Raw genomic sequence first — 22,265 nt, 5'->3', positions numbered from 1 at the left:
CGGCGCGAAATGACAACCGGGTGAGGGTGTTTCAGGGCTGATCGGGCCGCTGCGGCAATGCGGCGAGGCCGACCGCGATCACCGCGACCAATGCCGGGAACTGCACCCAGAGCGAACCGCCCACATAACCGTCCAGCGATCGCCACGGCCCGGTGGACAATGCCGCCGCGCACAGTGCGGTGCCACCTCCGGCCAGCCACACCAGCGTCTGCGGCCACCAGGGTGGACGCAGGTACGCACCCATCAGCCCGAGTGCGGTGAGTACCAGGGCGACCGGACCTGCGATGACTCCCGCCGCCGCGGCGAGCCCGAGGCACGCGGCGGTCCGGCTGTGCCAGGTACGTGGCGCGGGCCCGTCCTCGGGCCACTTGGAGCGGGCGCCCCGGAAAGCCAGCCAGGCCAAGGGAATCAGCAACAGCAGCCCGCCGAAGATGGCGAGTCGATACCAGCGGTCGGTCGGGAACGACACGGTGACCGGCCCCTTGGTGCCGGGCGGCAACAGCCACGCCTGCTGCCAGCCGTCGATCACCACGGGTTTCAGTGCCACCCCGTCGGCGGTCTTCGCCTCCCACCCCACATTCGTGCTCAGCGGCAGCACCAGCACCTGTGTCCCGGCTGCCGTGTCCGTGGTGAGCGGCGTGGTCCGGTCGAGTCGCAGGGTGTCGACGCTGAACAGGTCGGTGGGGGCGACGGCCACGTCCACCTTGCCGGTGGGGAGGTCGAAGTCCGTAGCGGTGTCGTCCGTCGCAGCCGAGTCGTCTGCCGGGCACACGGTGGCGGGAATCGGTGCGCCGGAGCGCAATTCGTCGGCGGTCGCGGTGAGCATGGTGTGCAGAGTGCGGCCCGCGGCGGCGATGGTGGGGCCGTGGGCGCAGTCGATGGTGATGGGGCGGTCCGGGGCGGCGGGGGCCGGGTAGTCGGGGCCGAGGACGTTCACCTCGGCGAGGCCGGGTGGCTGCTCCTGCGCGAAACCCAGTGCGGTGCGGTCGAGTACGGGATCCCAGGTCTGGATGCTGAGCACGATGTGGTCGGTGACGTACGGCTCGAGCTCGATGCGGGTCGGCGTCCCGGACGTGGGGTCGACGTCGCGGACCTGCGGACCGTTGCCGAGGTTCACCGACACCGAGGTCGGGTGAGCGGGCAGGTCGCCGCGCGAGGGCGTCACCTCGAGACCGGTGACCAGGGTCGGTGCGGGCAGTTCGATGTCGAGGGTGGGTTTGCCGCCGGCCGGTGTGCGGATCACGGATTCCGGTGCGGTCCAGCTGGTTCGCGGGTCGCCGTCGGTGGCGGCGAGGGCGGAGCCGCGTGGGTCGCCGACGTCGGCCCGGCCGCGGGCGATGGGCCGCTCGGCATCGGTGAGCAGGGCTTCGAGGGCGGGTCCGGGCCGGGTGCGGACGGTCAGCCCCGGGGTGACGGTGACCGGTTGCGGCACCCGCAGGGTGCGTTCGAACAGTCCGGGTTCCTCGGCGGCCAGGGCCAGGCCCTTGCTGCACCGCACCCGGTCGGGCGAGTCGAAACAGGCGCTGCGGCCGGGGAATTCCTGTCCCAGGTTCCAGCCGCGCACCTGGGCTCCGGCGGGCGCGGGCGGCAGCACGGTGCGGTGGCGGATGTCGACGGTGACCGGGTTGTCGCGGTCGGCGTAGTCGTCTAGGCCGATCTCGGCGATCGCGAATTGCCCACCGGCGCTGCCGTCTTCGGTGTGCATGGCGGTGACCTTGATCCAGTCGGTCTTGCCCGGCGGCAGCGAGATCGACACCGGCTTACCGGGTTCGGTGATCCGCGCGGACACCGTGCCCCGCGCGGATTCCACCTCCACCCATTTCACCGGGCTGCCGATGGCGGCGGCGCTGGTAGTCAGCCGCAGCACCGCGGAGCTCACCGGATGATCGAGGTCGAGCCGAAGCCATTGCCCCACCGCGTGTTCGGTGCCGTTGCTGATCCAGGCGGTCGCCGGGTCGCCGTCCACCACGGCGGCGGTGGAGCTGCCGGGCGCGGCCCCGCCGAGTTGGGTGGCGTCGGCCGCCGAGCTGGAGGCGGTGACCGTCGCGCCCGACCATTCGCCCTCGACCAGCGCCGCGCCGGGCACCGGATAGTCGGGCACCAGGTTGTGGGTGCGGCGGGGGTCGCCGGGTGCGCGCAGCGCCGAGTTGTGGTTGTCGACGCGCCCGAAGTCGGTTTCACGGTCCATGGGGGTGTCGGTGACGGTGACGGAGTTGACCGGTAGCCCTGCGCGTTTCGCGTCGACATCCAGCAGTGAGGGGCCCGACGTAGCATCCGGATCCCGGTGCAGCCGTTCGAGAACCTCGGGTCCGCCCTGCACGACCGGCAGGCTTTCCAGGGGCACCGTGTACGCGCCGGGGAACGATCCGGGCGCGCCGACGCCGCTGTGCACCTGCGTCGCGGTCCCGGGCGTGGTCGCCTGCACCCGGTAGATCTCGATGGCCGGATACGCGGGCCGCAGGTCTTCGTCGGCGACGAGCCCTTCCACCTGCCCGGGTTCGACGGCGTCCCCGAATTCGGCGACCTTGGTCAGTCCCGGCGAGCCTTCGATGGCGCGGTGCGCGAGCATGGGCCGGGTCGAGCGGGAGGTCTCGGGGTCGAGGTCGTTGCGCAGCACCAGGATTCCGATGCCCTGCCCGATCAGCGTGCTCGCGAGTCCGGTGGAGGGGCGTCCGTCGGCGATCAGTCGCTGCACCGAGTCCATGGCGCGAATGGCTCCGGGCGGGTTGAGCGGCACCGAGTCGCGGACCGCCCAGGGTGTGCTCGCCAGTGCTTGCAGGGGTTCGTCGCGGGTCAGTCCCCAGATCTGGCTGCCGAAGGGTGCGCCGGGCACCACCAGCGCGCGGGTGTCGGAGGCGTTGTGCGCCAGCCAGTCCGCGGTCTGCTGCCAGTACCCGGGCACGTGGTCGTAGTCGCCGCTGGGTGCGAGTTTCCCGGTCCACGCCAGTGAGGTGGACAGTGCCAGCGCGGTCAGGATGAGCGCGCCGACGGCCACCATCCGATTGCGTTCCGGATGCGCGAAGGCGCTGCGCCACACCGGCATCGGCACCGAGGCGGGCAGCGGCACCTTGCTGAGCAGGTGCGCGAGGCCGAGTACGAGCGGCAGCCGGATCAGCGGTTCCAGCTTGTGCACGTTGCGCAGTGGCGCGCCGCCGGAGTCGAGGAACAGCCGCACGTGTTCGGCGAACGGCCCGCCGAGTTCACCGGCGTAGCCCGCGCAGATGCCGACCAGCCCGACCAGCAGGATCAGCGCCAGCCGTCCGCGATACGGCATGGATTTCAGTGCGATTCCGGCCATTCCGGCGGCTGCCAGCATGCCGGTGGCCAGTACGGCGGCGGGCTGGGTCACCAGCACCGCGCCCGCGATGCGTTCCGGTGAGACGAACGGGGTCCAGGAGTCGGTGCCGCGCAGCACTTCTCCGAGCGAGGCCCACTGGGTGGTGACCCCGGCGGATTCGATGTAGTCCAGGAACGGCGGGCTCACCTTGCCGAGCAGCAGCAGCGGCACCACCCACCAGAAGGTGCCCAGCGCCAGCAGCGGGATCCAGGCCCGGGTGAAGCGCCACCAGGCCCGGTTGGGGCGCAACGAGATCCACCACAGTGCGGCGGGCAGGAAGGCCGCGGCGGTGGCGACGGCGTTCACCGAACCCATCAGTGCCAGCGCCAGGGCGCTCCCGGCGGGCGTGGCCGCGCCCCGCCACACCGAACGTGTGGAAGTGTCGGCCGCCCCGGCCTTTTCGTCCGCGGCGGCACGGTTCATCGCCATCCCGAGCGCGGCGGGGGCCAGCAGCACCCACGGCGCGAGCATCATCGGCAGCGTCTCCGAGGAGATCGAGCCGAGGGTGGTGAGCACGCGGGGTGAGAGCGCGAACGCGACGGCCGCGATCACCCGGGAGCCGCGGCTACCGAGCCCGAGGGTTTCGCAGAGCCGGATGATGCCCCAGAACCCGGCCAGCAGCAGCAGCGCCCACCAGACGCGCTGGGTGATCCAGGCGGGCAGCCCGAGCAGGTGCCCGAGGGAGAAGAACGCGCCGTGCGGGAAGAAGTATCCGTACGCCTGGTTCTGCACCTGCCCCATCGGGGCCTGACTGCTCCACAGGTGGGCGGCGCGGGAGAGGAATCCGAGCGGATTCTGTGCCAGGTCGTATTTGGTGTCGGCGGTGGTGCGGCCGGGTGCCTGCAGGAAGGTCAGCAGGAATGCGGCGAGCACGCTGCCGAGCAGCCAGCGGCGGCCAAGCGGTGTGGTGTTCGGCGAGGCCTGCCGGTCAGCGAGAGCCGTACTCAACGTTGTTGAGTAGCGAGGAACCCGCGTCGCCGCTGCGATCGATGTCGGGCCGCTTGTCCTGCGACGCCGCGATCGTGATGACCAGGACCGCCGCCAGCCCGATGAGGGCTCCACCGACAGCACTCGCTGCACCAGGTACGGCAAACTTCATCGCGGGTACTCCCTACATCGGACGCATGCGTAACTCGAGCCAACCTAGCAGGTTTTCTCGCGGGCACGGCTGTCCCGGCGGGCGGGCTTGCCGGTGACCGCGTGATCTCCTGCGACTACCCGGAGATCTCGCAGTGCAGCCCGCCCAGGAAGGTGCGCAGCTTGACGGTGGTCTCGGCCAGTTCGGTCTGCGGATCCGACGCCGCGACGATGCCGCCGCCGCCGAAGGCGCGCAGCCCGCGGCCGTCGGCGGCGAGTTCGGCGCAGCGGATGGCCACGAACCAGTCGCCGTCGCCGCTCGCGTCGCACCAGCCGACCGCGCCGCCGTAGAAGCCGCGGTCGCCCTCGAGGTCGGCGATGGCGTCCAGCGCCAGGTCGGTCGGGGTGCCGCAGACGGCCGGGGTCGGGTGTAGCGCGACGGCCAGGTCCAGGGCGGTGGTGGCGGGGTCGGCGAGGACGCCGGTGATGGGGGTGGCCAGATGCCAGACCTCGGGCGTGCTCAGCAGTTCCGGTCCGTCGGGGATGGCGAGCTCCACGCACAGCGGGGTGAGGATGTCGCGGATCCAGTCGATGACGTAGGCGTGCTCTTCGCGATTCTTGGTGCTGGCCAGCAGTTCCCGGGCCTGGACGGCGTCGGTGTCCGGGTCGGCCGAGCGCGCGAGCGTGCCCGCCAGCGGGCGCAGCGTGACGGTGCGGCCGCGCCGCGACACCAGCACCTCGGGGGTGGCGCCGAGCAGGGTTTCGCCGGGGCGTCCGGCGGCGGTCAGGTCGACGGCGTAGACGGCGGCGCGCGGATGCCGGGTGACCAGGTGCGCGGCCACCACCTCGGGTTCGAGCGGGGCGTCGGCCTCGGCCAGCAGCGAACGGGCGGCGACCACCTTGCGCAGCGGCTGCCCCGGATCGGCGAGCTGTTCGACGAGTTTCGTCACCCGTGCCACATGCTCTGCGGCACTGGGCATTTCAGACACTACGCGCACTCGGGGCAGGTCCGGCAGCGCGGCCGGGCGCCACGGTCCGGCGGTGTGCGTGGACTGTTCGGGCGCGACCAGCGCGGTGCGGCGGCGCGGATCGAAGGGCAGTGCGCCGACGATCAGTTCGGCCGTCCCGGAACGCAGCGCCGACCCGGCGGCACCCGCGGAATCGAAGGCCGCGCGGGTGCCCGTGGCGCGGACGACACCGTCCGGCATAGCGAGCAGAAAACCGTCCATGATGATCCCGACGATAGTCCGCGCCCGCGGGCCGGACGGTATTCGAGCGACGCATCTCTCATCGCGTCGCGGGTCCGATCAGGCTCCGGTCAGGGCTTTTTCGATGCGGGCCGATCGCAGGGCGGCACCACCAGCACCGGGCGGTGGCAGTGCTTGAGCACGGCGTCGGCGACGCTGGAGTGCAGCAGGGCGCGCAGTCCGGTGGCGCCGCGGGTGCCCGCCACGATGATGTCCACATCCAGTTCGTCGGCGACCTCGACGATGGCGTTCCAGATGGTGCTGCCGGATTCGACGGTCCGGGCCTCGGCGTTGAGTCCGGCGATCTTCGCCAGGCGCACGCCCTCGGCATTGATGTTCTTGGCGTCGGCGAAGGCGATGTCCTCGATGTCGTCGTCGCTCATCCACTCCGGCTGCATGACTCCGGACAGCCCGGACAGGCGAGCGGCCTGGCGCACCATGGGTTCCCACGCGGTGACGACCACGGCTCGGTCGGCGGCCAGGAACCTGCCCGCGTATTCGACGGCGCGGCGCGCGTTCTCGGACCCGTCGTATGCGATCAGCATCAAATCGCAGGGCATGACGAACCTCCTGGTAGGTGCGTCTGTCACGTACTCGGAGGCTACCCCGGAATTGCCTCGCGACACCGGAAGCCGACCGGTTCGTTGTGAATTCGTGCAGCGCTGCGGTTCGCGGCTTGGCTACCCTGGTATTCGACAGTTCGCTCACGATTCACCCAAACCAGTGGTGCTATGGGCGGTACGGGTTTTCACTGAAAAGCGTCGGCGTTTTTGCCGGCGGTCGACATCGCCGTCGTGGGAGCAGGCCCGAACGAGGGGTGGATTGTGCGGTTGGACGAGCTGACGACTCCACAGGAATGGGCCCGGGTCTACCGGTCCCTACTTGGTCTGCCCCACGTGCACGTGACCACCCCGGGGTTCGTGGTACTGCCCCTGGTCGACACGATCGCGGCGTTGAACACTCCGGAAGCGTTGGGGTCCTTGGTACTTGACGAACTGATCACGCGCGGCGTCCCGGGCCCGGTCCTGGTCCGCGACAAGCCGCCGCGCCGCACCTTCCTCGCGGTGTTCGACGGCTACCCGTCGGACGAATGCCTCGAGTTGCTGGAGCGCAACAGTGTCGACATCGGGCCGCATCGCAGTAATGTCATCCTGCCCACAGGTTTCGGCCGTCACACCCATGAGGGCCGGTGGTGGGCGCGCGTTCCGCAGCGCGAGGAATCCCTGCCACTGCTCTCGGAGGTCGTCGCGGCCACCCAGGCGGTGCTGTGACCACCGAGAGTGCCACAGTGACAATCGAACCGGCCTTCTTCGGCCACCATGAAGCCGACCCCCGCGCCCTGCTGTTCTTCGAATGGTGTCAGCGCACCGAATCCGGTTACCAGGTAGCCGAATTCGAGGAGGAGGTGCGGGAGCTGACGCATACCGGGCATCCGGTGCCCAAGGCCTGCTGGCGGCTGCTGGACCGGGTGGAGGCCGCGCCCAGGTCCACACCCCGGCGATTCACGGAATGGGTGGACGCTCCCGACTTCGTGAATGAGCTTGACCTGGAAGGTGATTCGGACCTCGGGCTGGATACCGCCGCACTGCCCGACCGGATCCTGGGCGGCTGGCTGGGCCGCTGCGTGGGCAGCACCCTGGGCAAGCCGCTGGAGAACGGCTTCCGCTGGACGCCGCACCGGATCCGCGAGTACCTGGAGTCCTTCGGGGCCTACCCGCTGCGCGACTACGTGCCGGTGCCGGATCCGCTGCCGCCCGCGGCATACGGCCGCCGCGCCTGGCACAACGCCACCCTGGGCCGCATCGACGGCGTCCCGCGCGCCGACGACCTCGACTACACCGTGCTGGGTCTGCACCTGCTCGAACAGCACGGCCCGAACTTCACCCCGGATCAGGTCGCGGCGCTGTGGATGGAGCGCCTGCCGTTCCTGCAGACCTACACCGCCGAGCGCGTCGCCTACCGCAATCTGATCGACGGGTTCGCACCCCCGGACACCGCCACCTTCCGAAACCCCTACCGGGAGTGGGTCGGTGGCCTGATCCGCGCCGACATCCACGGCTACACCAATCCCGGCCGTCCGGCCCGGGCCGCCGAATCCGCCGCCCGCGATGTCTCGATCTCGCACGTGGGCAATGGATCCTGGGCCGCCATGTGGGCCGCCGCCCTGGTGTCCGCCGCGTTCACCGCCCCGGATCCCGCTGCCGCACTGACCATCGCGCAGCAGGTGACCCCGCCGAACTCACGACTGGCGCTGGCCCTCGCCGACGTCCTCGACGACCACGCCAACGGCCGCACCTGGGAGGCCGCGACCGCCGCCGTCCACACCCGCCACGCGCACTACAACTGGGTGCACTCGATCGGCAACGCCTGCCTGACGGCGGCCGGATTGCTCTGGGGCGAAGGCGATTTCACCCGCACCCTGGCCCTGGCCGTCCAGGGCGGCTGGGACACCGACACCAACGGCGCGACCGCCGGTTCGGTGGCGGGCATCCTCACCGGAGCCGCCGCCATCCCCGCCCACTGGACCGACCCGCTGCACGACACCCTGCACAGCGCGGTCGGCGGCTATACCCCCAGCAGCATCGAAGACCTTGCCCGCCGCACCGTCGCCCTGGTGCGCTGAGGCGACGAATTTCGGTGTGCCGCCGCGAATAATGTAGTCGTGGAGGCGGGATTCGAACCCGCGCCCTCCGCCGTGTCGAGACGGTGATCTACCCGCTGATCTACTCCACGACCGCGACAAAGCTAGCGCCGCAGGTTATTTCGGGCCAGTGAATATCCCGGAAAGCGAAAAGGGCGGTGTCCGTTGTACGGACACCGCCTTTTCGGTCGGTTGCTAGCGCTCGACGATCGCGACGACGCCCTGGCCGCCCGCGGCACAGATGGAGACGAGGGCGCGGCCGCCGCCCTTCTCGGCCAGCTGCTTGGCGGTCTGGGCGATGATGCGGCCGCCGGTGGCGGCGAACGGGTGGCCCGCGGCGAGCGAGGAGCCGTTCACGTTCAGCTTGGAGCGGTCGATGGAGCCCAGGGCGCCGTCGAGGCCCAGGCGCTCCTTGCAGTACTGGTCGGACTCCCAGCCCTGCAGGGTGGCGAGCACCACCGAGGCGAAGGCCTCGTGGATCTCGTAGTAGTCGAAGTCCTGCAGCGTCAGGCCGTTTCGGGCCAGCAGGCGCGGCACCGCGTAGGTGGGGGCCATCAGCAGGCCGTCGGGGCCGTGGATGTAGTCCACCGCGGCGACCTCGGAGTCGACCAGGTAGGCCAGCGGGGAGAGGTTGCGCGAGGCCGCCCACTCCTCGGAGCCCAGCAGCACCGCGGACGCGCCGTCGGTGAGCGGGGTGGAGTTGCCCGCGGTCATGGTGGCGTCGCCCAGCTTGACGCCGAAGACCGGCTTCAGGGTGGACAGCTTCTCGATGGTCGAGCCCGGACGCAGGTTGTCGTCGCGGGTCAGGCCCAGGAACGGGGTGATCAGGTCGTCGAAGAAGCCACGGTCGTAGGCGGCCGCCATGTTGCGGTGCGACAGGTAGGCCAGCTCGTCCTGCGCCTCGCGGGCGATGGCGAATTCCTTGGCGGTGACGGCGGCGTGCTCGCCCATCGACAGCCCGGTGCGCGGCTCGGCGTTGCGCGGGATCTCGATGCCGACCATCGAGGGACGCAGGCGGCCAACGAGTTTCACGTAGTCGGAGTTCTTCTTGGCGCGGTTGGCGTCGAGCATCCACTCGCGCATGCCCTCGCTGACGCCGATCGGCGCGTCGGAGGTGGTGTCGGTGCCGCCGCCGATACCGTTCTCCAGGCGGCCCAGCGCGATGCCGTCGGCGACGGTGACGATGGACTGCAGGCCGGTGCCGCAGGCGAGCTGCAGGTCGTGGGCCGGGGTGTAGGGCGAGAGGGTGGAGCCGAGCACGCTCTCGCGGATCATGCCGTGCTCGCCGACGCGCTTGAGGACCGCGCCGCCGACGACCATGCCCAGGCGCTCGCCCTGCAGGCCGAAGCGGGCGACCAGACCGTTCAACGCGGCGGTGAACATGTCCTGGTTGGAGGCGTGCGCGTACTTGCCGTCCGAGCGGGCGAACGGGATGCGGTTACCGCCGAGGATGGCAACCGGGCGGGCCTGCTTGGTGGTCTTGGCCGCGGCCTTCGCCGAACGGGCTTTGGTGGTCACTCGAGTCTCCAGTGTCTCGTCGGTGGAATTTCCGGCACTTACGGTCCGGCGGGACCGGCGTCAGTCGGTTTACATTAAACTTACTCTGGAGTAAGTTGTTTTGTCGACACCGTACCCCGCACGTGTGCGCAACACCGCTCTTGCGACATACCTGTCGCGGGCCGAGACAAGAGAAGGTAGGAAACGTGGCAGCCAGCAAGAGCAAGGGCGCTCCCAACCTGTACGGATCGTTCATCCACTCCGCCCCGGGCTCGTTCCTGGCCGGCAAGCTCGGCCTGCCGCAGCCGGAGACCCTGCGCCGCTACCGGGCCGGCGAAGCCGCGCTCCCCGGCGCGATCCTGGTGGGCGGCAAGGGCCGCGTCGCCGACGCCGTGCGAAACCTGCTGGGCGACTACAGCTTCGCCGACGCCGTCACCCCGGGCACCAAGCTCGGCGCGCTGGTGTTCGACGCCACCGGCATCAAGTCCATCGAAGAGCTGGCGCAGCTGTTCGAGTTCTTCCAGCCCGCCATGCGCAGCATCGCCGCCTCCGGCCGCGTGCTGGTCGTCGGCACCACCCCGGAACTGTCGGCCTCGGTCGACGAGCAGATCGCGCAGCGCGCGCTCGAGGGCTTCACCCGTTCGGTCGGCAAGGAGCTGCTGCGCGGCGCCACCGCCAACCTGGTGTACCTGCACCCCGAAGCCGCCACCGCCGCAACGGGTCTGGCCTCCACCCTGCGCTTCATCCTGTCCGGCAAGTCGGCCTTCGTCGACGGCCAGGTCTTCCGCGTCGGCAAGGACGACTCCGACGCCCCGGCCTCCTGGGACAAGCCGCTCGCCGGCAAGGTCGCCGTCGTGACCGGTGCCGCGCGTGGCATCGGCGCCACCATCGCCGAGGTCTTCGCCCGTGACGGGGCGACCGTCATCGTCGCCGACATCCCGGCCGCCGGTGAGGCCCTGTCCGACACCGCCAACAAGGTCGGCGCGACCGCGCTGGCGCTGGACGTCACCGCCGCCGACGCCGCCGAGAAGCTGGCCGCGTTCGCCACCGAGCGCTTCGGCGGCATCGACATCGTCGTGCACAACGCCGGCATCACCCGCGACAAGCTGCTCGCCAACATGGACGACGGCCGCTGGAACTCGGTCATCAACGTGAACCTGGCCGCGCCGCACCGCATCACCGAGGGCCTGGTCGCCTCCGGTGCGCTGAAGTCCGGTGGCCGCGTCATCGACGTGTCCTCCATCGCCGGTATCGCGGGCAACCGCGGCCAGACCAACTACGGCGCGTCCAAGGCCGGTGTCATCGGCATGGTGAACGCCGAGTCGCCGAAGCTGGCCGAGAAGGGCATCACCATCAACGCGGTGGCCCCCGGCTTCATCGAGACCGCCATGACCGCCGCCATCCCGCTCACCACCCGTGAGGCCGGGCGGCTGCTGTCCTCGCTGCTGCAGGGCGGGCAGACCGTGGACGTCGCCGAGACCATCGCCTACTTCGCCTCCCCGGCGTCGAACGCGGTGTCCGGCAACATCGTTCGCGTCTGCGGCCAGGCCCTGATCGGAGCATGATGTCGCAGACCATCAACCTCACCGAGGTGCCCAAGAACAGCGGACTGTTCGTCAAGGCCGCTCTCGGCGCGCTGCCGGTGCCGGGGCTGTCGGCCCGCAAGTCCACCGTGCCGGACCGTCGCGTCCGCCTCGAGGGCTTCAAGGTCGACCCGGACCACCTCTCGGCGTACTGCCGGGCCACCGGGCTGCGCTTCAGCGACGCGCTGCCGCTGACCTACCCGTTCGTGCTCAGCTTCCCGCTGGCGATGCAGTTGGTCGTCGCCCGCGACTTCCCGTTCGTGGCGGTCGGCGCGGTGCACGCGGAGAACGTCATCGAGCGCACCCGTGAGATCTCGGTGGCCGAGCCGCTGGACTTCGACACCCATGTCGAGAACCTGCGCGAGCACCCGAAGGGCCTGCTGGTCGACGCCATCACCGAGGTGAGCGTGGGCCGCGAGCTGGTGTGGCGTCAGGTCACCACCTTCCTGCACCAGCAGCGCACCTCGCTGTCGGGTGGTCCGCGTCCGGAGCCCAAGCCGGACGAGGTGCCGCCGCCGCCGCTGCGCGCGCTGCGGGTCGATCAGCAGACGATCAGCCGCTACGCCAACGCCTCCGGCGACCACAACCCGATCCACACTTCGGCGTTGGGGGCCAAGGCTTTCGGCTTCCCGAAGCCGATCGCGCACGGCATGTGGTCGGCTGCGACCGTGCTCGGCGCGCTGGAGGGCCGGATCCCGGACAAGGTCACCTACGCGGTGAAGTTCGGCAAGCCGATCTTCCTGCCGTCCACCGTCAACCTGTACGCCGATCAGGTGTCCGGTGGATGGGACGTATCCTTGAAGAACCCGAAGAAGGGGTTCCCGCACCTGACGGCTACGCTTCGCTGAGTAACTGCCCAGCACTTCGCTGAGTGACCGCACAGCGCAGAACAAGCAGTCGCCCATGAACTCGGGACGGATCACCGCGGTGTGATCCGGCCCGAAGGGGGTGAAGAGCCGCACACGTTCCGCCTCGGATGTCGCCACGCAGGGGTTTCTACATCCGACCGGAACGATGTGCGGCTTTTTCTGTTCGAGTCGCAGCCTGTTTCGAGTCACCGCCTGTTTTGGATCATCACCGACTGGTAATGGGGGACCGTTCGAGATCCAGCAGCAGGCACAGGGTTTCGGTGAGCCAGGCGGGTGTCAGGCTCGCGTCCGCGCCCGCCGCGAGGTGTTGATCCGGGCGGACCAGCACCGCGCCGCCCTCCGAAAGGCCCAGGTGCGCGGCGCAATCGGCGGTGGGTAGCGCGTGCACGGTGAGTTCGACGCCGGTGGCGCGTTGCGCCCGCGCGGCGGCCTCACGCCAGGATTCGGCGGGCCCCGACACCAGCAGCGTCAGCTCGGGACCACACAGGTCGAGGGTCGAGACGGTCTGCGCGGCGTCGATCCACCAGTGCGGCAGGCGGGTTCCGCTCTGTCCGGTCAGCGCTCCGACGTGCTCCGGCGTGCCCTCGGGGTTCGGGGAGTCGTCGCCCCGGGTGTCGAGCACGGCCGCCGAGGTGTAGCGGAAGCGGGTCATCACCTGTCCGGCGTCGAGCCGATGCTCCTGGCCCGCCGAGTTCTCCGGGGTGAGGATGCCGTAGCGCGCCAGGAAGTCGGTGCCCAGCCGGGCCTGCTCGACGGCCACCACCGCGCGCGGACGCCGTTCGGCCGCATACGAATCCAGCAGTCCGGGCCCGGCCTCGCCGTCGAGGACCGCCGCCAGCTTCCACACCAGATTGTGCGCGTCCGCGACCCCGGTGTTGCCGCCGAATCCGCCCCACGGCGCGTGCCGGTGCGCGGCGTCGCCGACCAGGAAGATCCGGCCGCGCCGGTACTCGTCGGCCACGAAAGTGCCGGTGTCCCAGGCGCTGTGGCCCAGCACCTCGATCGGCAGGTCGTCGGCGCCGACCATGGTCGCGATGGCGTCGGCGCAGCGCCGCGGCGGATAGTCCGCGGGCGTCTCGGCGGCCGGATCGTATTCGAGGTGGAAGGACCATTCGTCGGTGTTGTTCTTGGACAACACGAGTCCGCGCACCGCTCCGGTGATGTCGCACTGGCTGAAACTGCCGCCGTGCAGCAGGCCGGTGAGATCGGTGCGCGCGAACACGTTGATGTAGTGGTTGGTCGGCGGCAGTTCCCAGCCGGTGATGCCGAGTGCGGTGCGGATCGGGCTGCCCGCGCCGTCGGCGGCGATCAGGTAGTCGGCGCGCAGCTGCGAGAGCTGCCCGGACTCGTCGCGCAGGGTCGCGGTGACGCCGCTGTCGTCGGCCGTGAATTCGGTGAGCTCGGTACCGAATCGGAGATCGCCGCCGCGCTCGCGGGCGGCCGCGGCGAGCACCGGCTCCAGCTGCACCTGCGGCAGGAACACGAACCTGGCGGGGCCGTCCGGGTTCGCGCCGAGCGCGCCCGCCATCCCGGAGAGGTCCAATGGCTCTGCGGTGCGCAGGGTTTCGCCCTGCCAGGCCCCGCCGAACTTGCCCGCCTTCAACGCGGATCGGGCGGCCTGCTCGATCGGCTCGGTGAGGCCGAGCTGCCGGAAGATCTCACCGGTGCGGGTGTGCAGCCCGCGCGACCGAGGCAGCGGCGAGGCGGTCGCCCGCCGCTCCACCAGAACGTAAGGGACGCCGTGGTATTCGAGCAGCAGGGCGGTCGAGAGGCCGACCAGGCCGCCACCGACCACCAGGACGGGAGCATGTGCCGTTGTCATGACCTCAGCGTGGGCCGGGGGTCTTGCGCCCGCCTTGCACCCCGCTCACGCCTCACATGCGCTCGCGGCGGCGGTGGTTCGGGCAGGCGGATCACGACGGATCTGCGGGTTGATCCGCCTGCCTTCGAACACTGTTCCGCGGGTTACCGGTTCGAATCCGGTAGGTGCGGGCACCTTACAACCGCCAGGGCAGGGCGGCCGGATGGTCCGGACGTCGGATGCGGGTCGATAGCGGTTGCAAGCGATACCAACCAGTCCGCTGCCGTCCATCCGTATCGAACATTAGCGAAACCCTTGACATGAGCGGGATGGATCCTGTCAGTACGGCACGAATTGATCCCCGGCTGGCGCAGCCTGTCGCAGGTTTCGGAAAAGTAGCTACCTGACGGGCGCGGTCGTGCACAATGCGAAGCGAACGATCATGTCGCCCCGGCGGATCGACAGCAGTGCCGCGCCGGGGGGTTGAGGAGACACCTATGCTCACCAGCTCGACCGCTCACCAACTGCTCGCCGAGATCCTGAACCGCTACGGGACCATCGACGCCTTCTGCGCCCATCTGCGCACACCTGCCGACCCACCCGCCGCCAAGGCCCCACCGAATTTCTCGGCTCCGCCGAACTTCATCGACCCACCCACCATCCCGCTCCCGGTCTGGGCCCCACCACTTCCCGGCCGCCACCGCATGTCGGATCCGGCCGCGGCGGCCACCACCCCGGTCCGCCGCGTCGCCTGACCGCTGCGGCGATCAGCAGCCGCAGTCACACCCGCAGTCGCAGCAATCGCAACCGCCACAGTCACATCCGTCGCAATCGCACCCGTCGCAGCAGTCGCAGCAATCGCAATCCAGCAGGGGATCCTTGCGCTTGCCGCTACACGGATTGGTGTGTTCGGCGCAGCACGCGTACCCGGTGCAGTACTGGGTGCAGATGATGCCGAGCCCGTTGAGCAGGTTCGGGCGCAGTGACGATGACTGCTGCGATTCGCCGTATCCGGGTACCTGCTGTCCCCAGCCGGGCTGTTCGCTGTTGCGCGGGGACAGGGAGACGAATTGCTTTGTGGGTGAGAGGGACTCGACGGTGGCGTGTTCGGTGCGGGTGGAGCAGGCGCGGCCGGTGCAGGTGTGGACGACACCGGCGACGCGGCCGAGCTTGCCGACCACGCCGGTCAGCGGGTCGAGCAGGATCCAGCGGATGGTGGCGACGCGATCCATGGCGACGCGGGTCAGTGCGGCGCGCAGCAGCGAATTCGATTCGCGCAGCAGCGCGTGCGCCTCGGCGGGGGTGGTGCCGGTGGCGAGCAGCGGGTTGAACCGGCCCTGCGCGCGGTCGTCGTCGAGGTCCTCGAGGGCGTCGGCGAGGTGGGCGATGCGCCCGAAATGCCAGCCCGCCGCGCGCAGGTCGTCGGCGTTCTCGGGACGGTCGGCCAGAATCGCGGTGTGCGCGAACAACTCCGCCGCGCACAGCTGGGTCGGGCCGGTGAGTTCGGCCAGCGACGTGCCCGGAGCGGATTCCAGGGCCAGCTGCGAATCGATTGCGGCGATGAGGGGTTCGACGTCGAGGCCGAGCGGCGCGGCGGCCGCGCGAGCCCGGGTGTCCCAGCGGGCCGAGACGCGGGTCAGCGGGCGGCGGGCCAGTCGATGGGCGTCGCCGTCCTCGACGTGGTCGCGAATCTTGGCCGCGCCCAGCAGCAGTGACGCGGTGGCGGCCAGCCGGACGCCGGGTGAATCGGCCGCTAGCACCGAGGCGCGCCGCATGCCGCGCGCCGGACAGGGCCCGGCGGTGCTGCGCTGCGACGGCTCCGGCTGCTGCGCCTCGGTGAGCGCCGCCAGCACCAGGGCGTCGGTATTGGTGGCGGTGCGGGCCAGCTGCCCGTGCCCGTCGCGCAGTCCCAGGCACAGTCCGCACAGGTGGGTCTGCCATGCCGAAGGGTCGATTCCGTGCCGTGCGGCGCTGTGCGCGCACGGTGTGAGCAAACCGAACAAAGCCGTGATCCCCGTTCCCGAGCCGGGAGGTGAACCCGGCTGTCCTACAACACGATCGCAGCGACTGTGGCAGCCCGGCGGCCGGGTGGCAACCCGGAGGAACGGTGGGCAGCCCGCCCTGGGACTCGGATCAGACCGCTTCGGTCTTCTTCTTGTTGCCGGACAGACCGCGCCAGGCCAGATCGTCGAGCAGGTCGACGGCCACGCCCATATCGACCGTGCCGGCGGCGATCCGGTCGGCGATGGCCTCGCCGGCACCGATCACCGCCACCGACACCACCTCGAAATTGGTGCCCGGCTCGGCGTATTTGGCGCTGGATTCCAGCAGCTTGGCGGTGAGTTCGATGACCCGGTCGCGGCTGTTGGCGATCTCGGAGGCGAAGGGCTGCTGGCCGAGCGCCTGCCGGTAGAGCACCTGCCAGGACAGCCGGTTCTGGTCGACGTAGGACAGGAAGGCCTCGAGCCCGGCCCGCAACTGCTCGTGCGGGGTCAGCTTGGGGTTGCCCGCGACCGCGACGGCCTCGATGAACCGCATGCTCTCCCGGTGGATGCAGGCCCGGAACAGCTCGTCCTTGGAGCCGTAGTACAGGTACAGCATCGGTTTGGAGATCTTCGCCTCGGCGGCGATCGAATCCATGGAGGTGTCGTGGTAGCCCTTGCGTGAGAAGACCTCCACGGCGGCGTCGAGCATCTGTTGCTCGCGCACCGCGCGCGGAAGCCGTTTCGTTCCGCCTGCCATTCACACTCCTAGACGCACTATCGCCGCCGTCGGCGGGTGTCGAAGCTCCTATCTTACTCCAAGGTAAGTTCCGTCAGTGCGAATTGCCGGTGATTCGCCGAAGCGGCCGTCAGCAGTGCGGAGCGGAGCCCTTGAACTTTGCCATGCGCAGCACCGAAGCATCCACCCGGCTTCCCGGCAGGCGGCCGCTGTTGACCGCGTCCACGAGCTGATCGAGCACCTTCGGCACCGCGTCCGTGGTGATCCACAGGGCGTTGTCCGCGCCCGCGACCAGCGCGGCTTCCACCGCCTGCTCGATGGTGAGGCGCTTGGTGATGGCCGCCATGCCGCCCAGGTCATCGGTGAAGATCACGCCGTCGAACGGTGCTGCGCCGTAGCCGGTGCCCTGCCGCAGCAGTGCCATCGCCTCGGGGCTGATGCTGGCCGGAACATCGGCGGTGGTCAGGCCCGGCACGTCCAGGTGCCCGACCATGACCGCGGCGCCGGAATCGATGAGCTTGCGGAACGGCACCAGGTCCTTGTTCTGCAGCTGATCCAGTGGCGGCGTCTGCACCGCGCCGGTGTGCGAATCACCGTTGCCGGAGCCGTGACCCGGGAAATGCTTCATCACGGTGCCGACCCCGGCGTCGGTGTAGGCGCGGATGAACGCGCTCGCGTACTGGGTCACCACCTCGGGATCATCGGAGAAGGACCGGTCGCCGATCACCGCGTCGTCGGGCTCGCTGCTGACATCGGTGTCGGGTGCGAAGTCGACGGTGATGCCCAGCGCCTTGAGCTTCTGTGCCCGGTCGAGGCTGAACTTGTAGAAGTCGTCGACCGACATGGTCTGCGCGATCACCCGCTGTGACGGCGAGACGCCGATCAGATCCTTGGCGCGCGAGACCCGCCCGCCCTCCTCGTCGATGGTGACCATCAGCGGGGTGCGCGAGGCCGTCTTCACCGCGTCCACCTGATGCTGGGCCAGCATCGCCTTGTCGGTCCAGCTGCCGATGAAGATGCCGCCGACCTGTTCGGTCTTCACCACGTTCTCGGCGTCGGCCTCGCCGGTGACGCCGACGGTGAGCAGCTGCGCCAGCTTCTGTCGCATCGTGAACTGGGCGAGATAGCCTGCGGCGCAATCCTGTTGGGCCGGTGTGGTGGTCGGTGCGGTGGTGGTGGTCGTGGCGGATCCCGTAGTGCTGGAGGCTGATTCGTTCGAACCGCTTCCATTGTTCGAGCAGGCGGCCAGCACGACAGCGGTCATTGCGAGCACGATCCCGGGAAGTGTGCGCATGGCACCCGACGGTAGTCGCCCGGCGGCCCGGCACCCAGCGCGGCACCGGTTCGCCGCCGATGTGACATGTCTCATTGAAACCTGCGCGTGTGAATGTTTTCGCACCGGACGATGTGGAACGAATTACCGCAATCAGCAGGCAATTTCCATTCGAAATGAATTCTCGCGGTCATATCAAGCGCGCTCAACTCGCTATCTCGAGGGTTGACTTCGACACGGTCGCAGAATGTAGCGTGCTGACCCATTACCTGACGTAACAGCAACTCTTCAGCGATTTCGATTTTCGAGGCCGTGCCCGGTGGCGCGGTGGGAGGAAGGCTTTACGGAGTCATGCGATTGGGCACCCTTTTACGCAGTACGGGACTGGTTCTCGCGGCCGTGGTCGGAGTAGGACTCGCCACTCCGAAAACCGCTGTCGCGGCGGCGGATATCGACCGCTACCTGGATCTGCCGCTGAGCAACCGGGACGCCGAACAGGGGCCCGGCGGGGTGAATCCCGAATTGCCTTACGGCCGCGCCGAACTCGGCAGGCTGCTCGACGAGGCACGCGCCGAACGAGTGCCGCCGACCCGCTACGCCGCCCTGCTCTACCAGTACTGGCTGGTCGACGTGACCGAGCGCGCCGGAATCGACCTGCGTTCCTGGGATCCGCGCGCCGGGGTCGCCGCCAACCGCGACAACCTGGTCAAGTCCTACCGCTACTACGAGAACCTGCAACTCGATCATCGCGAATTGCAGTGGGCGGGCATGGGCGGTCAGGTCGGGGCCGACTTCGGCGGCGGCCTGATCGATTTCGAGCTGATGAGCACCGCGTACTCGCTGCCCGGCATCGCGGAATCCGCCCGCGCCGTGGTGGATTCGGTCACCCGGACCGCCGGTCCCGACGCGGTGGCGCAGCTGCCCGACGGCCTGGCCGCCCTCGCGCGGGCGGGTTCGCGGATCACCCCCGGCGACCTGAGCTACATCCTCGGGATGATCCTGGTGATGCAGAAGAACATCTTCTCCGACCTGATGCCCATGCACGACGCGTACGTGGTCGGCGGGCTGCCCGCGCTCGCGGAATTCCAGGCGGCGGGACTGTTCGGCGACGACATCATGGGCGCCTGGCGCGATGTCGCCTCCGGTGACGGCGAGCGCGTCGCGGCGGGCAACCGGACGCTGCTGCGCCGCGAACAGCAGTGGGTGGTCGGACGACAGTGGGATGACCTGCGCGCCTATCGCGGCGACGTCGGCACGGCCATCACCTACCTGACCGGCGCGGCCGGCTCACCCTCGGTGGCCGGGGTGCGGCCGATGCGCGAATTCCGGCCGGTACGAGTGCCTTTCACCGCCGCCGACGGCCGCCCCATGACGCTGACCCTGCCGCTGCCGGACTGGAACTGGTCGGACTTCGAGAGCCGCTGGGACTACATCAACTCCGAACTGCTGCCCAAATACCGCAACCAGCTCGAAAACGATTGGCCCGCACTCGAAGCCGCGCTGCGCACGCCCTATGACATCCAGATGGAGTCCAAGCGGCCGCTGCTGAACATCCCACAGCTGCTGCGCTCCGCGGCGGCCGAACTCAGCGTCGCCCCGGCGCAGGAGGCCGGAAATGCGTCGTAGTCTCACCGTCGGCCTGGTGGCCGCCGCCCTGTCCTGGAGCGCCGCAACGGCTGCGGCCGAACCGGTTCCGCCGCGGACACCGAGCCCGGACCAGGTGCTCAACGGGTTCGTGATCGGCGCGCTCGACGGCGCGACCGCCGCGTCACCGCAGGAGAACTTCCAGGCGCTGATGGCCGACGACCCCTTCTATCAGGAGCCGCCGCTCACCGGTGCCGAGCGGCCCGGCACCATCCTGAAGTCGAAGCAGGTCGATGTGATGTTCCTGGGCGTGAAGCCCGCGAACCTCGAGGCCTACAAGCTGATGTACGTGACCACCGGCAATGCCGGTCAGTCCCCGGTGATCAGCACCGGCATCCTGATGATCCCGCAGGACGGCCGGTCGAACTCCGACCGCAAGCTGATCGCGTACCAGGAGGCCAACGACAGCGTCGGCTGGTCGTGCCATCCGAGCACCCAGTGGACCGGCGGCGCGCCCCTCGACGGCTCGTCCTGGTCGGCGCTGGGCCCGCTGGCGATGATGTTCGACAAGGGCTACGCGGTGATGATCTCCGACGTCGGCAATGACGGCGATCGCCGCCCGCACGGCGTGTTCGCCGGGAAGTTCGGCGGGCACGCGCTGCTCGACGGCGTGCGCGCCGCGCTCGGACTGCCGGAGGCCGGACTGGATCCGCGCGCTCAGGTCGCCGCGTTCGGGGTCGCGGGCGGCGGCGTGGGGGCGGCCTTCGCGGCCGAACTACAGCCGACCTACGCGCCGGAGATCGATCTGACCTCGACCATGCTCGAGGGCATGGTGGTGGATCAGCGCAACTTCCTGCGTTCGGCCAGCGGTTCGGTCGGGTCCGGATTCGTCTTCGCCACCCTGCTCGGGCTCGAACCGTGGTACCCGGAGATGCGCTTGGACGACAAGCTCAACCCGGCCGGGCAGGCCATCGCGAACGCCTTCCGGACGCAGTGCCAGGTGCCCGCCTACTTCGGGTTGCCCTTCGTGCCGATGAACGCCCTGTTCGACTCGGGCCGGAACCCGGTGGACGAACCGGACTTCCAGCACGTGTTCGACGACAATCTGCTCGGTGTCTCCGGGACGCCGCGCTCGAAGGTGTTGATCGCCTCCTGTGTGGCCGACGATTCGCCGATGTCGCTGGTGCCCGCGCAGGATGCCCGTGATCTCGCGCAGCGCTACCGCGCGGGCGGGACCGACGTCACCTACCAGCCGACGGATTGCAGCATGCCGCGCTTCATCACCGACCCCTACGGCTGGGGCACAGACCTTTTCGGCATGCAGACCATCGACTGGATCGACGCCAACTTCCACTGAGAGGACATTTCGACATGGGAATCCTGAACTCGGCCCTCACCGGCGTGGGCTATCTGCTGACCTTCGGCGGCCTGGCCGTCTGGAAGCTGGTCGGCCAGGCCCTGCACCTGCTGTAGCGAATTCGCGCTACTGCCCGGGCAATTCGTGGTGGCCGCCGAAGGCGCGGCGCATGGCCGAGAGGGCCTTGTCCGCGTACAGCGCCTCCCCGCGTGAGGAGAAGCGTCCGAACAGTGCGGCGGCCAGCACCGGCGCGGGCACGCCCTCGTCGACGGCGGCGTCGAGGGTCCAGCGGCCCTCGCCCGAATCGGACACCCGGCCGCTGAACGAATCCAGGTTCGGGTCGGCGTAGAGCTCGGCGGCGGTCAGATCCAGCAGCCAGGAGGCGACCACCGACCCGCGCCGCCACACCTCGGTGACCTCCGGGATGTCGATGTCGTAGCGGTAGTACTCGGGGTTGTCGAGCGGGGTGACCTCGGCGGAATGCTCGGTGTCGGACTGGTTGCCCACATTCGCCCTGTGCAGGATGTTCATGCCCTCGGCGTAGGCGGCCATCGCGCCGTACTCGATGCCGTTGTGCACCATCTTCACGAAGTGGCCCGCACCCGCCGGTCCGCAGTGCAGGTAGCCCTGTTCGGCGGCGGACGGCTCCCCGGTGCGGCCGGGCGTGCGTTCGGCCGCACCCACGCCGGGCGCGATGGATTTCAGCAGCGGATCCAGGTAGGCCACCGGCTCGTCCTCGCCGCCGATCATCAGGCAGAAGCCGCGCTCCAGACCGAAGACGCCGCCCGAGGTGCCGATGTCGACGTAGTGAATGCCCTTGGGCGTCAGCTGTTTCGACCGCGCGATGTCCTCGTGGTAGCGGCTGTTTCCGCCGTCGATGACGATGTCGCCCGGCTCCAGCGCCTCGGCCAGCTGGTCGATGACCGCGCCGGTCGCGCCCGCCGGGATCATCACCCACACCACCCGCGGGGTGTCGAGCATGGCGAGGAACTTCGGCAGTTCGGTGCTGCCCTGGAAACTTTCGCCGAGTTCCCCGGCGAGCTGGTCGATATTCTCGACATGCCGTTCGAAGCCCACCGCGGTGTGCCCGTCGCGGACGATCCGGCGCACGATATTCGCGCCCATCCGTCCGAGACCGATCATTCCGAGCTGCATATGCTGTGCCGCCTCTCTGCCCGTATTCCACGAGATCAGATGTCGCGTTCCGCTTACGACCCTAGCCTGCCCGAAAAAGTTTTCGGCTGTGTGGAACGGGTGTGTAACGCCCTGGAACAGGTG

General features: G+C 69.5%; 17 protein-coding genes and 1 tRNA gene. 7 read left to right on the top strand and 11 right to left on the bottom strand.

Going from position 1 to position 22,265, the window contains the following annotated elements; genetic code table 11:
• Positions 1-31: 31 nt before the first annotated feature.
• The 4 genes from OG300_RS30700 to OG300_RS30685 form a co-directional block, all read right to left on the bottom strand.
• Complete coding sequence (locus OG300_RS30700; RefSeq protein ID WP_405486963.1) at positions 32-4,285, bottom strand: alpha-(1->3)-arabinofuranosyltransferase; 4,254 nt, start codon at positions 4,283-4,285, stop codon at positions 32-34.
• Positions 4,266-4,436, bottom strand: coding sequence for a DUF2613 domain-containing protein (locus tag OG300_RS30695; RefSeq protein ID WP_405486961.1), 171 nt, complete (start codon positions 4,434-4,436; stop codon positions 4,266-4,268). Before OG300_RS30695 ends, OG300_RS30700 begins: the two co-directional genes overlap by 20 nt.
• Before the next feature lie 115 nt (positions 4,437-4,551).
• On the bottom strand, positions 4,552-5,643 hold the full coding sequence (locus OG300_RS30690) for an isochorismate synthase MenF (RefSeq protein ID WP_405486959.1): 1,092 nt from the start codon (positions 5,641-5,643) through the stop codon (positions 4,552-4,554).
• 89 nt (positions 5,644-5,732) lie between these two features.
• Positions 5,733-6,221: a universal stress protein gene (locus tag OG300_RS30685; RefSeq protein ID WP_405486957.1), complete on the bottom strand. Its 489-nt coding sequence runs from the start codon at positions 6,219-6,221 to the stop codon at positions 5,733-5,735.
• 264 nt (positions 6,222-6,485) lie between these two features.
• Between OG300_RS30685 and OG300_RS30680 the strand changes: the two genes are divergently transcribed.
• Both OG300_RS30680 and OG300_RS30675 read left to right on the top strand, forming a co-directional pair.
• On the top strand, positions 6,486-6,932 hold the full coding sequence (locus OG300_RS30680) for a hypothetical protein (RefSeq protein ID WP_405486955.1): 447 nt from the start codon (positions 6,486-6,488) through the stop codon (positions 6,930-6,932).
• A 17-nt stretch (positions 6,933-6,949) separates the two neighbouring features.
• Positions 6,950-8,284 (top strand): ADP-ribosylglycohydrolase family protein, encoded by a 1,335-nt coding sequence (locus tag OG300_RS30675; protein ID WP_405486953.1) that lies wholly within the window; start codon positions 6,950-6,952, stop codon positions 8,282-8,284.
• A 37-nt stretch (positions 8,285-8,321) separates the two neighbouring features.
• Here the strand turns inward: OG300_RS30675 and OG300_RS30670 are convergent.
• Positions 8,322-8,394 (bottom strand) — tRNA-Val (locus OG300_RS30670).
• A gap of 103 nt (positions 8,395-8,497) precedes the next feature.
• The gene (locus OG300_RS30665) at positions 8,498-9,820 is read right to left on the bottom strand and encodes an acetyl-CoA C-acetyltransferase (RefSeq protein WP_405486951.1); all 1,323 of its coding nucleotides are present in this window, start codon (positions 9,818-9,820) and stop codon (positions 8,498-8,500) included.
• A gap of 185 nt (positions 9,821-10,005) precedes the next feature.
• Here OG300_RS30665 and OG300_RS30660 point away from each other — a divergent pair, with 185 nt between their 5' ends.
• Complete coding sequence (locus OG300_RS30660; protein ID WP_405486949.1) at positions 10,006-11,364, top strand: 3-oxoacyl-ACP reductase; 1,359 nt, start codon at positions 10,006-10,008, stop codon at positions 11,362-11,364.
• Positions 11,361-12,230: a MaoC family dehydratase gene (locus OG300_RS30655; protein ID WP_405486947.1), complete on the top strand. Its 870-nt coding sequence runs from the start codon at positions 11,361-11,363 to the stop codon at positions 12,228-12,230. Before OG300_RS30660 ends, OG300_RS30655 begins: the two co-directional genes overlap by 4 nt.
• Positions 12,231-12,456: 226 nt before the next feature.
• Here the strand turns inward: OG300_RS30655 and OG300_RS30650 are convergent, their stop codons facing one another.
• Entirely contained in the window at positions 12,457-14,073 is a 1,617-nt protein-coding gene (locus OG300_RS30650; protein ID WP_405486945.1) for an FAD-dependent monooxygenase, read from the bottom strand.
• Between the two features lie 476 nt (positions 14,074-14,549).
• Between OG300_RS30650 and OG300_RS30645 the strand changes: the two genes are divergently transcribed.
• Positions 14,550-14,807 carry a hypothetical protein gene (locus tag OG300_RS30645; RefSeq protein ID WP_405486943.1) on the top strand — a complete coding sequence of 86 codons (258 nt, stop codon included), beginning with the start codon at positions 14,550-14,552 and terminating at the stop codon, positions 14,805-14,807.
• Between the two features lie 12 nt (positions 14,808-14,819).
• Here the strand turns inward: OG300_RS30645 and OG300_RS30640 are convergent, their stop codons facing one another.
• The 3 genes from OG300_RS30640 to OG300_RS30630 form a co-directional block, all read right to left on the bottom strand.
• Complete coding sequence (locus OG300_RS30640) at positions 14,820-16,055, bottom strand: DUF5685 family protein (RefSeq protein WP_405486941.1); 1,236 nt, start codon at positions 16,053-16,055, stop codon at positions 14,820-14,822.
• Positions 16,056-16,185: 130 nt separating this feature from the next.
• Entirely contained in the window at positions 16,186-16,794 is a 609-nt protein-coding gene (locus OG300_RS30635) for a TetR/AcrR family transcriptional regulator (RefSeq protein ID WP_405486939.1), read from the bottom strand.
• A gap of 109 nt (positions 16,795-16,903) precedes the next feature.
• Complete coding sequence (locus OG300_RS30630) at positions 16,904-18,067, bottom strand: glycoside hydrolase family 3 N-terminal domain-containing protein (protein WP_405486937.1); 1,164 nt, start codon at positions 18,065-18,067, stop codon at positions 16,904-16,906.
• Positions 18,068-18,397: 330 nt separating this feature from the next.
• Here OG300_RS30630 and OG300_RS30625 point away from each other — a divergent pair, with 330 nt between their 5' ends.
• Both OG300_RS30625 and OG300_RS30620 read left to right on the top strand, forming a co-directional pair.
• Entirely contained in the window at positions 18,398-19,672 is a 1,275-nt protein-coding gene (locus OG300_RS30625; protein WP_405486935.1) for a hypothetical protein, read from the top strand.
• Positions 19,662-20,987 carry a lipase family protein gene (locus tag OG300_RS30620; protein WP_405486933.1) on the top strand — a complete coding sequence of 442 codons (1,326 nt, stop codon included), beginning with the start codon at positions 19,662-19,664 and terminating at the stop codon, positions 20,985-20,987. The genes OG300_RS30625 and OG300_RS30620 overlap by 11 nt, the downstream gene beginning before the upstream one ends.
• A gap of 126 nt (positions 20,988-21,113) precedes the next feature.
• Here the strand turns inward: OG300_RS30620 and gnd are convergent, their stop codons facing one another.
• Positions 21,114-22,142 (bottom strand): phosphogluconate dehydrogenase (NAD(+)-dependent, decarboxylating), encoded by a 1,029-nt coding sequence (gene gnd, locus OG300_RS30615; RefSeq protein ID WP_405486931.1) that lies wholly within the window; start codon positions 22,140-22,142, stop codon positions 21,114-21,116.
• Between the last annotated feature and the right edge of the window lie 123 nt (positions 22,143-22,265).

This window comes from Nocardia sp. NBC_00511, from assembly GCF_045161165.1.
In the GTDB taxonomy this organism is placed as follows: domain Bacteria; phylum Actinomycetota; class Actinomycetes; order Mycobacteriales; family Mycobacteriaceae; genus Nocardia.
The sequence above is the reverse complement of the archived record's forward strand: the minus strand, read 5'-3'. Positions and strand labels throughout refer to the sequence as shown.

What these genes read in the sequence shown, in the direction of transcription:
- OG300_RS30620 (WP_405486933.1), top strand. Translation starts at nt 19,662, where the DNA reads ATGCGTCGTAGTCTCACCGTCGGCCTGGTGGCCGCCGCCCTGTCCTGG.
- OG300_RS30650 (WP_405486945.1), bottom strand. Translation starts at nt 14,073, where the DNA reads ATGACAACGGCACATGCTCCCGTCCTGGTGGTCGGTGGCGGCCTGGTC.
- OG300_RS30645 (WP_405486943.1), top strand. Translation starts at nt 14,550, where the DNA reads ATGCTCACCAGCTCGACCGCTCACCAACTGCTCGCCGAGATCCTGAAC.
- OG300_RS30630 (WP_405486937.1), bottom strand. Translation starts at nt 18,067, where the DNA reads ATGCGCACACTTCCCGGGATCGTGCTCGCAATGACCGCTGTCGTGCTG.
- OG300_RS30685 (WP_405486957.1), bottom strand. Translation starts at nt 6,221, where the DNA reads ATGCCCTGCGATTTGATGCTGATCGCATACGACGGGTCCGAGAACGCG.
- OG300_RS30655 (WP_405486947.1), top strand. Translation starts at nt 11,361, where the DNA reads ATGATGTCGCAGACCATCAACCTCACCGAGGTGCCCAAGAACAGCGGA.
- OG300_RS30695 (WP_405486961.1), bottom strand. Translation starts at nt 4,436, where the DNA reads ATGAAGTTTGCCGTACCTGGTGCAGCGAGTGCTGTCGGTGGAGCCCTC.
- OG300_RS30635 (WP_405486939.1), bottom strand. Translation starts at nt 16,794, where the DNA reads ATGGCAGGCGGAACGAAACGGCTTCCGCGCGCGGTGCGCGAGCAACAG.
- OG300_RS30690 (WP_405486959.1), bottom strand. Translation starts at nt 5,643, where the DNA reads ATGGACGGTTTTCTGCTCGCTATGCCGGACGGTGTCGTCCGCGCCACG.
- OG300_RS30625 (WP_405486935.1), top strand. Translation starts at nt 18,398, where the DNA reads ATGCGATTGGGCACCCTTTTACGCAGTACGGGACTGGTTCTCGCGGCC.
- gnd (WP_405486931.1), bottom strand. Translation starts at nt 22,142, where the DNA reads ATGCAGCTCGGAATGATCGGTCTCGGACGGATGGGCGCGAATATCGTG.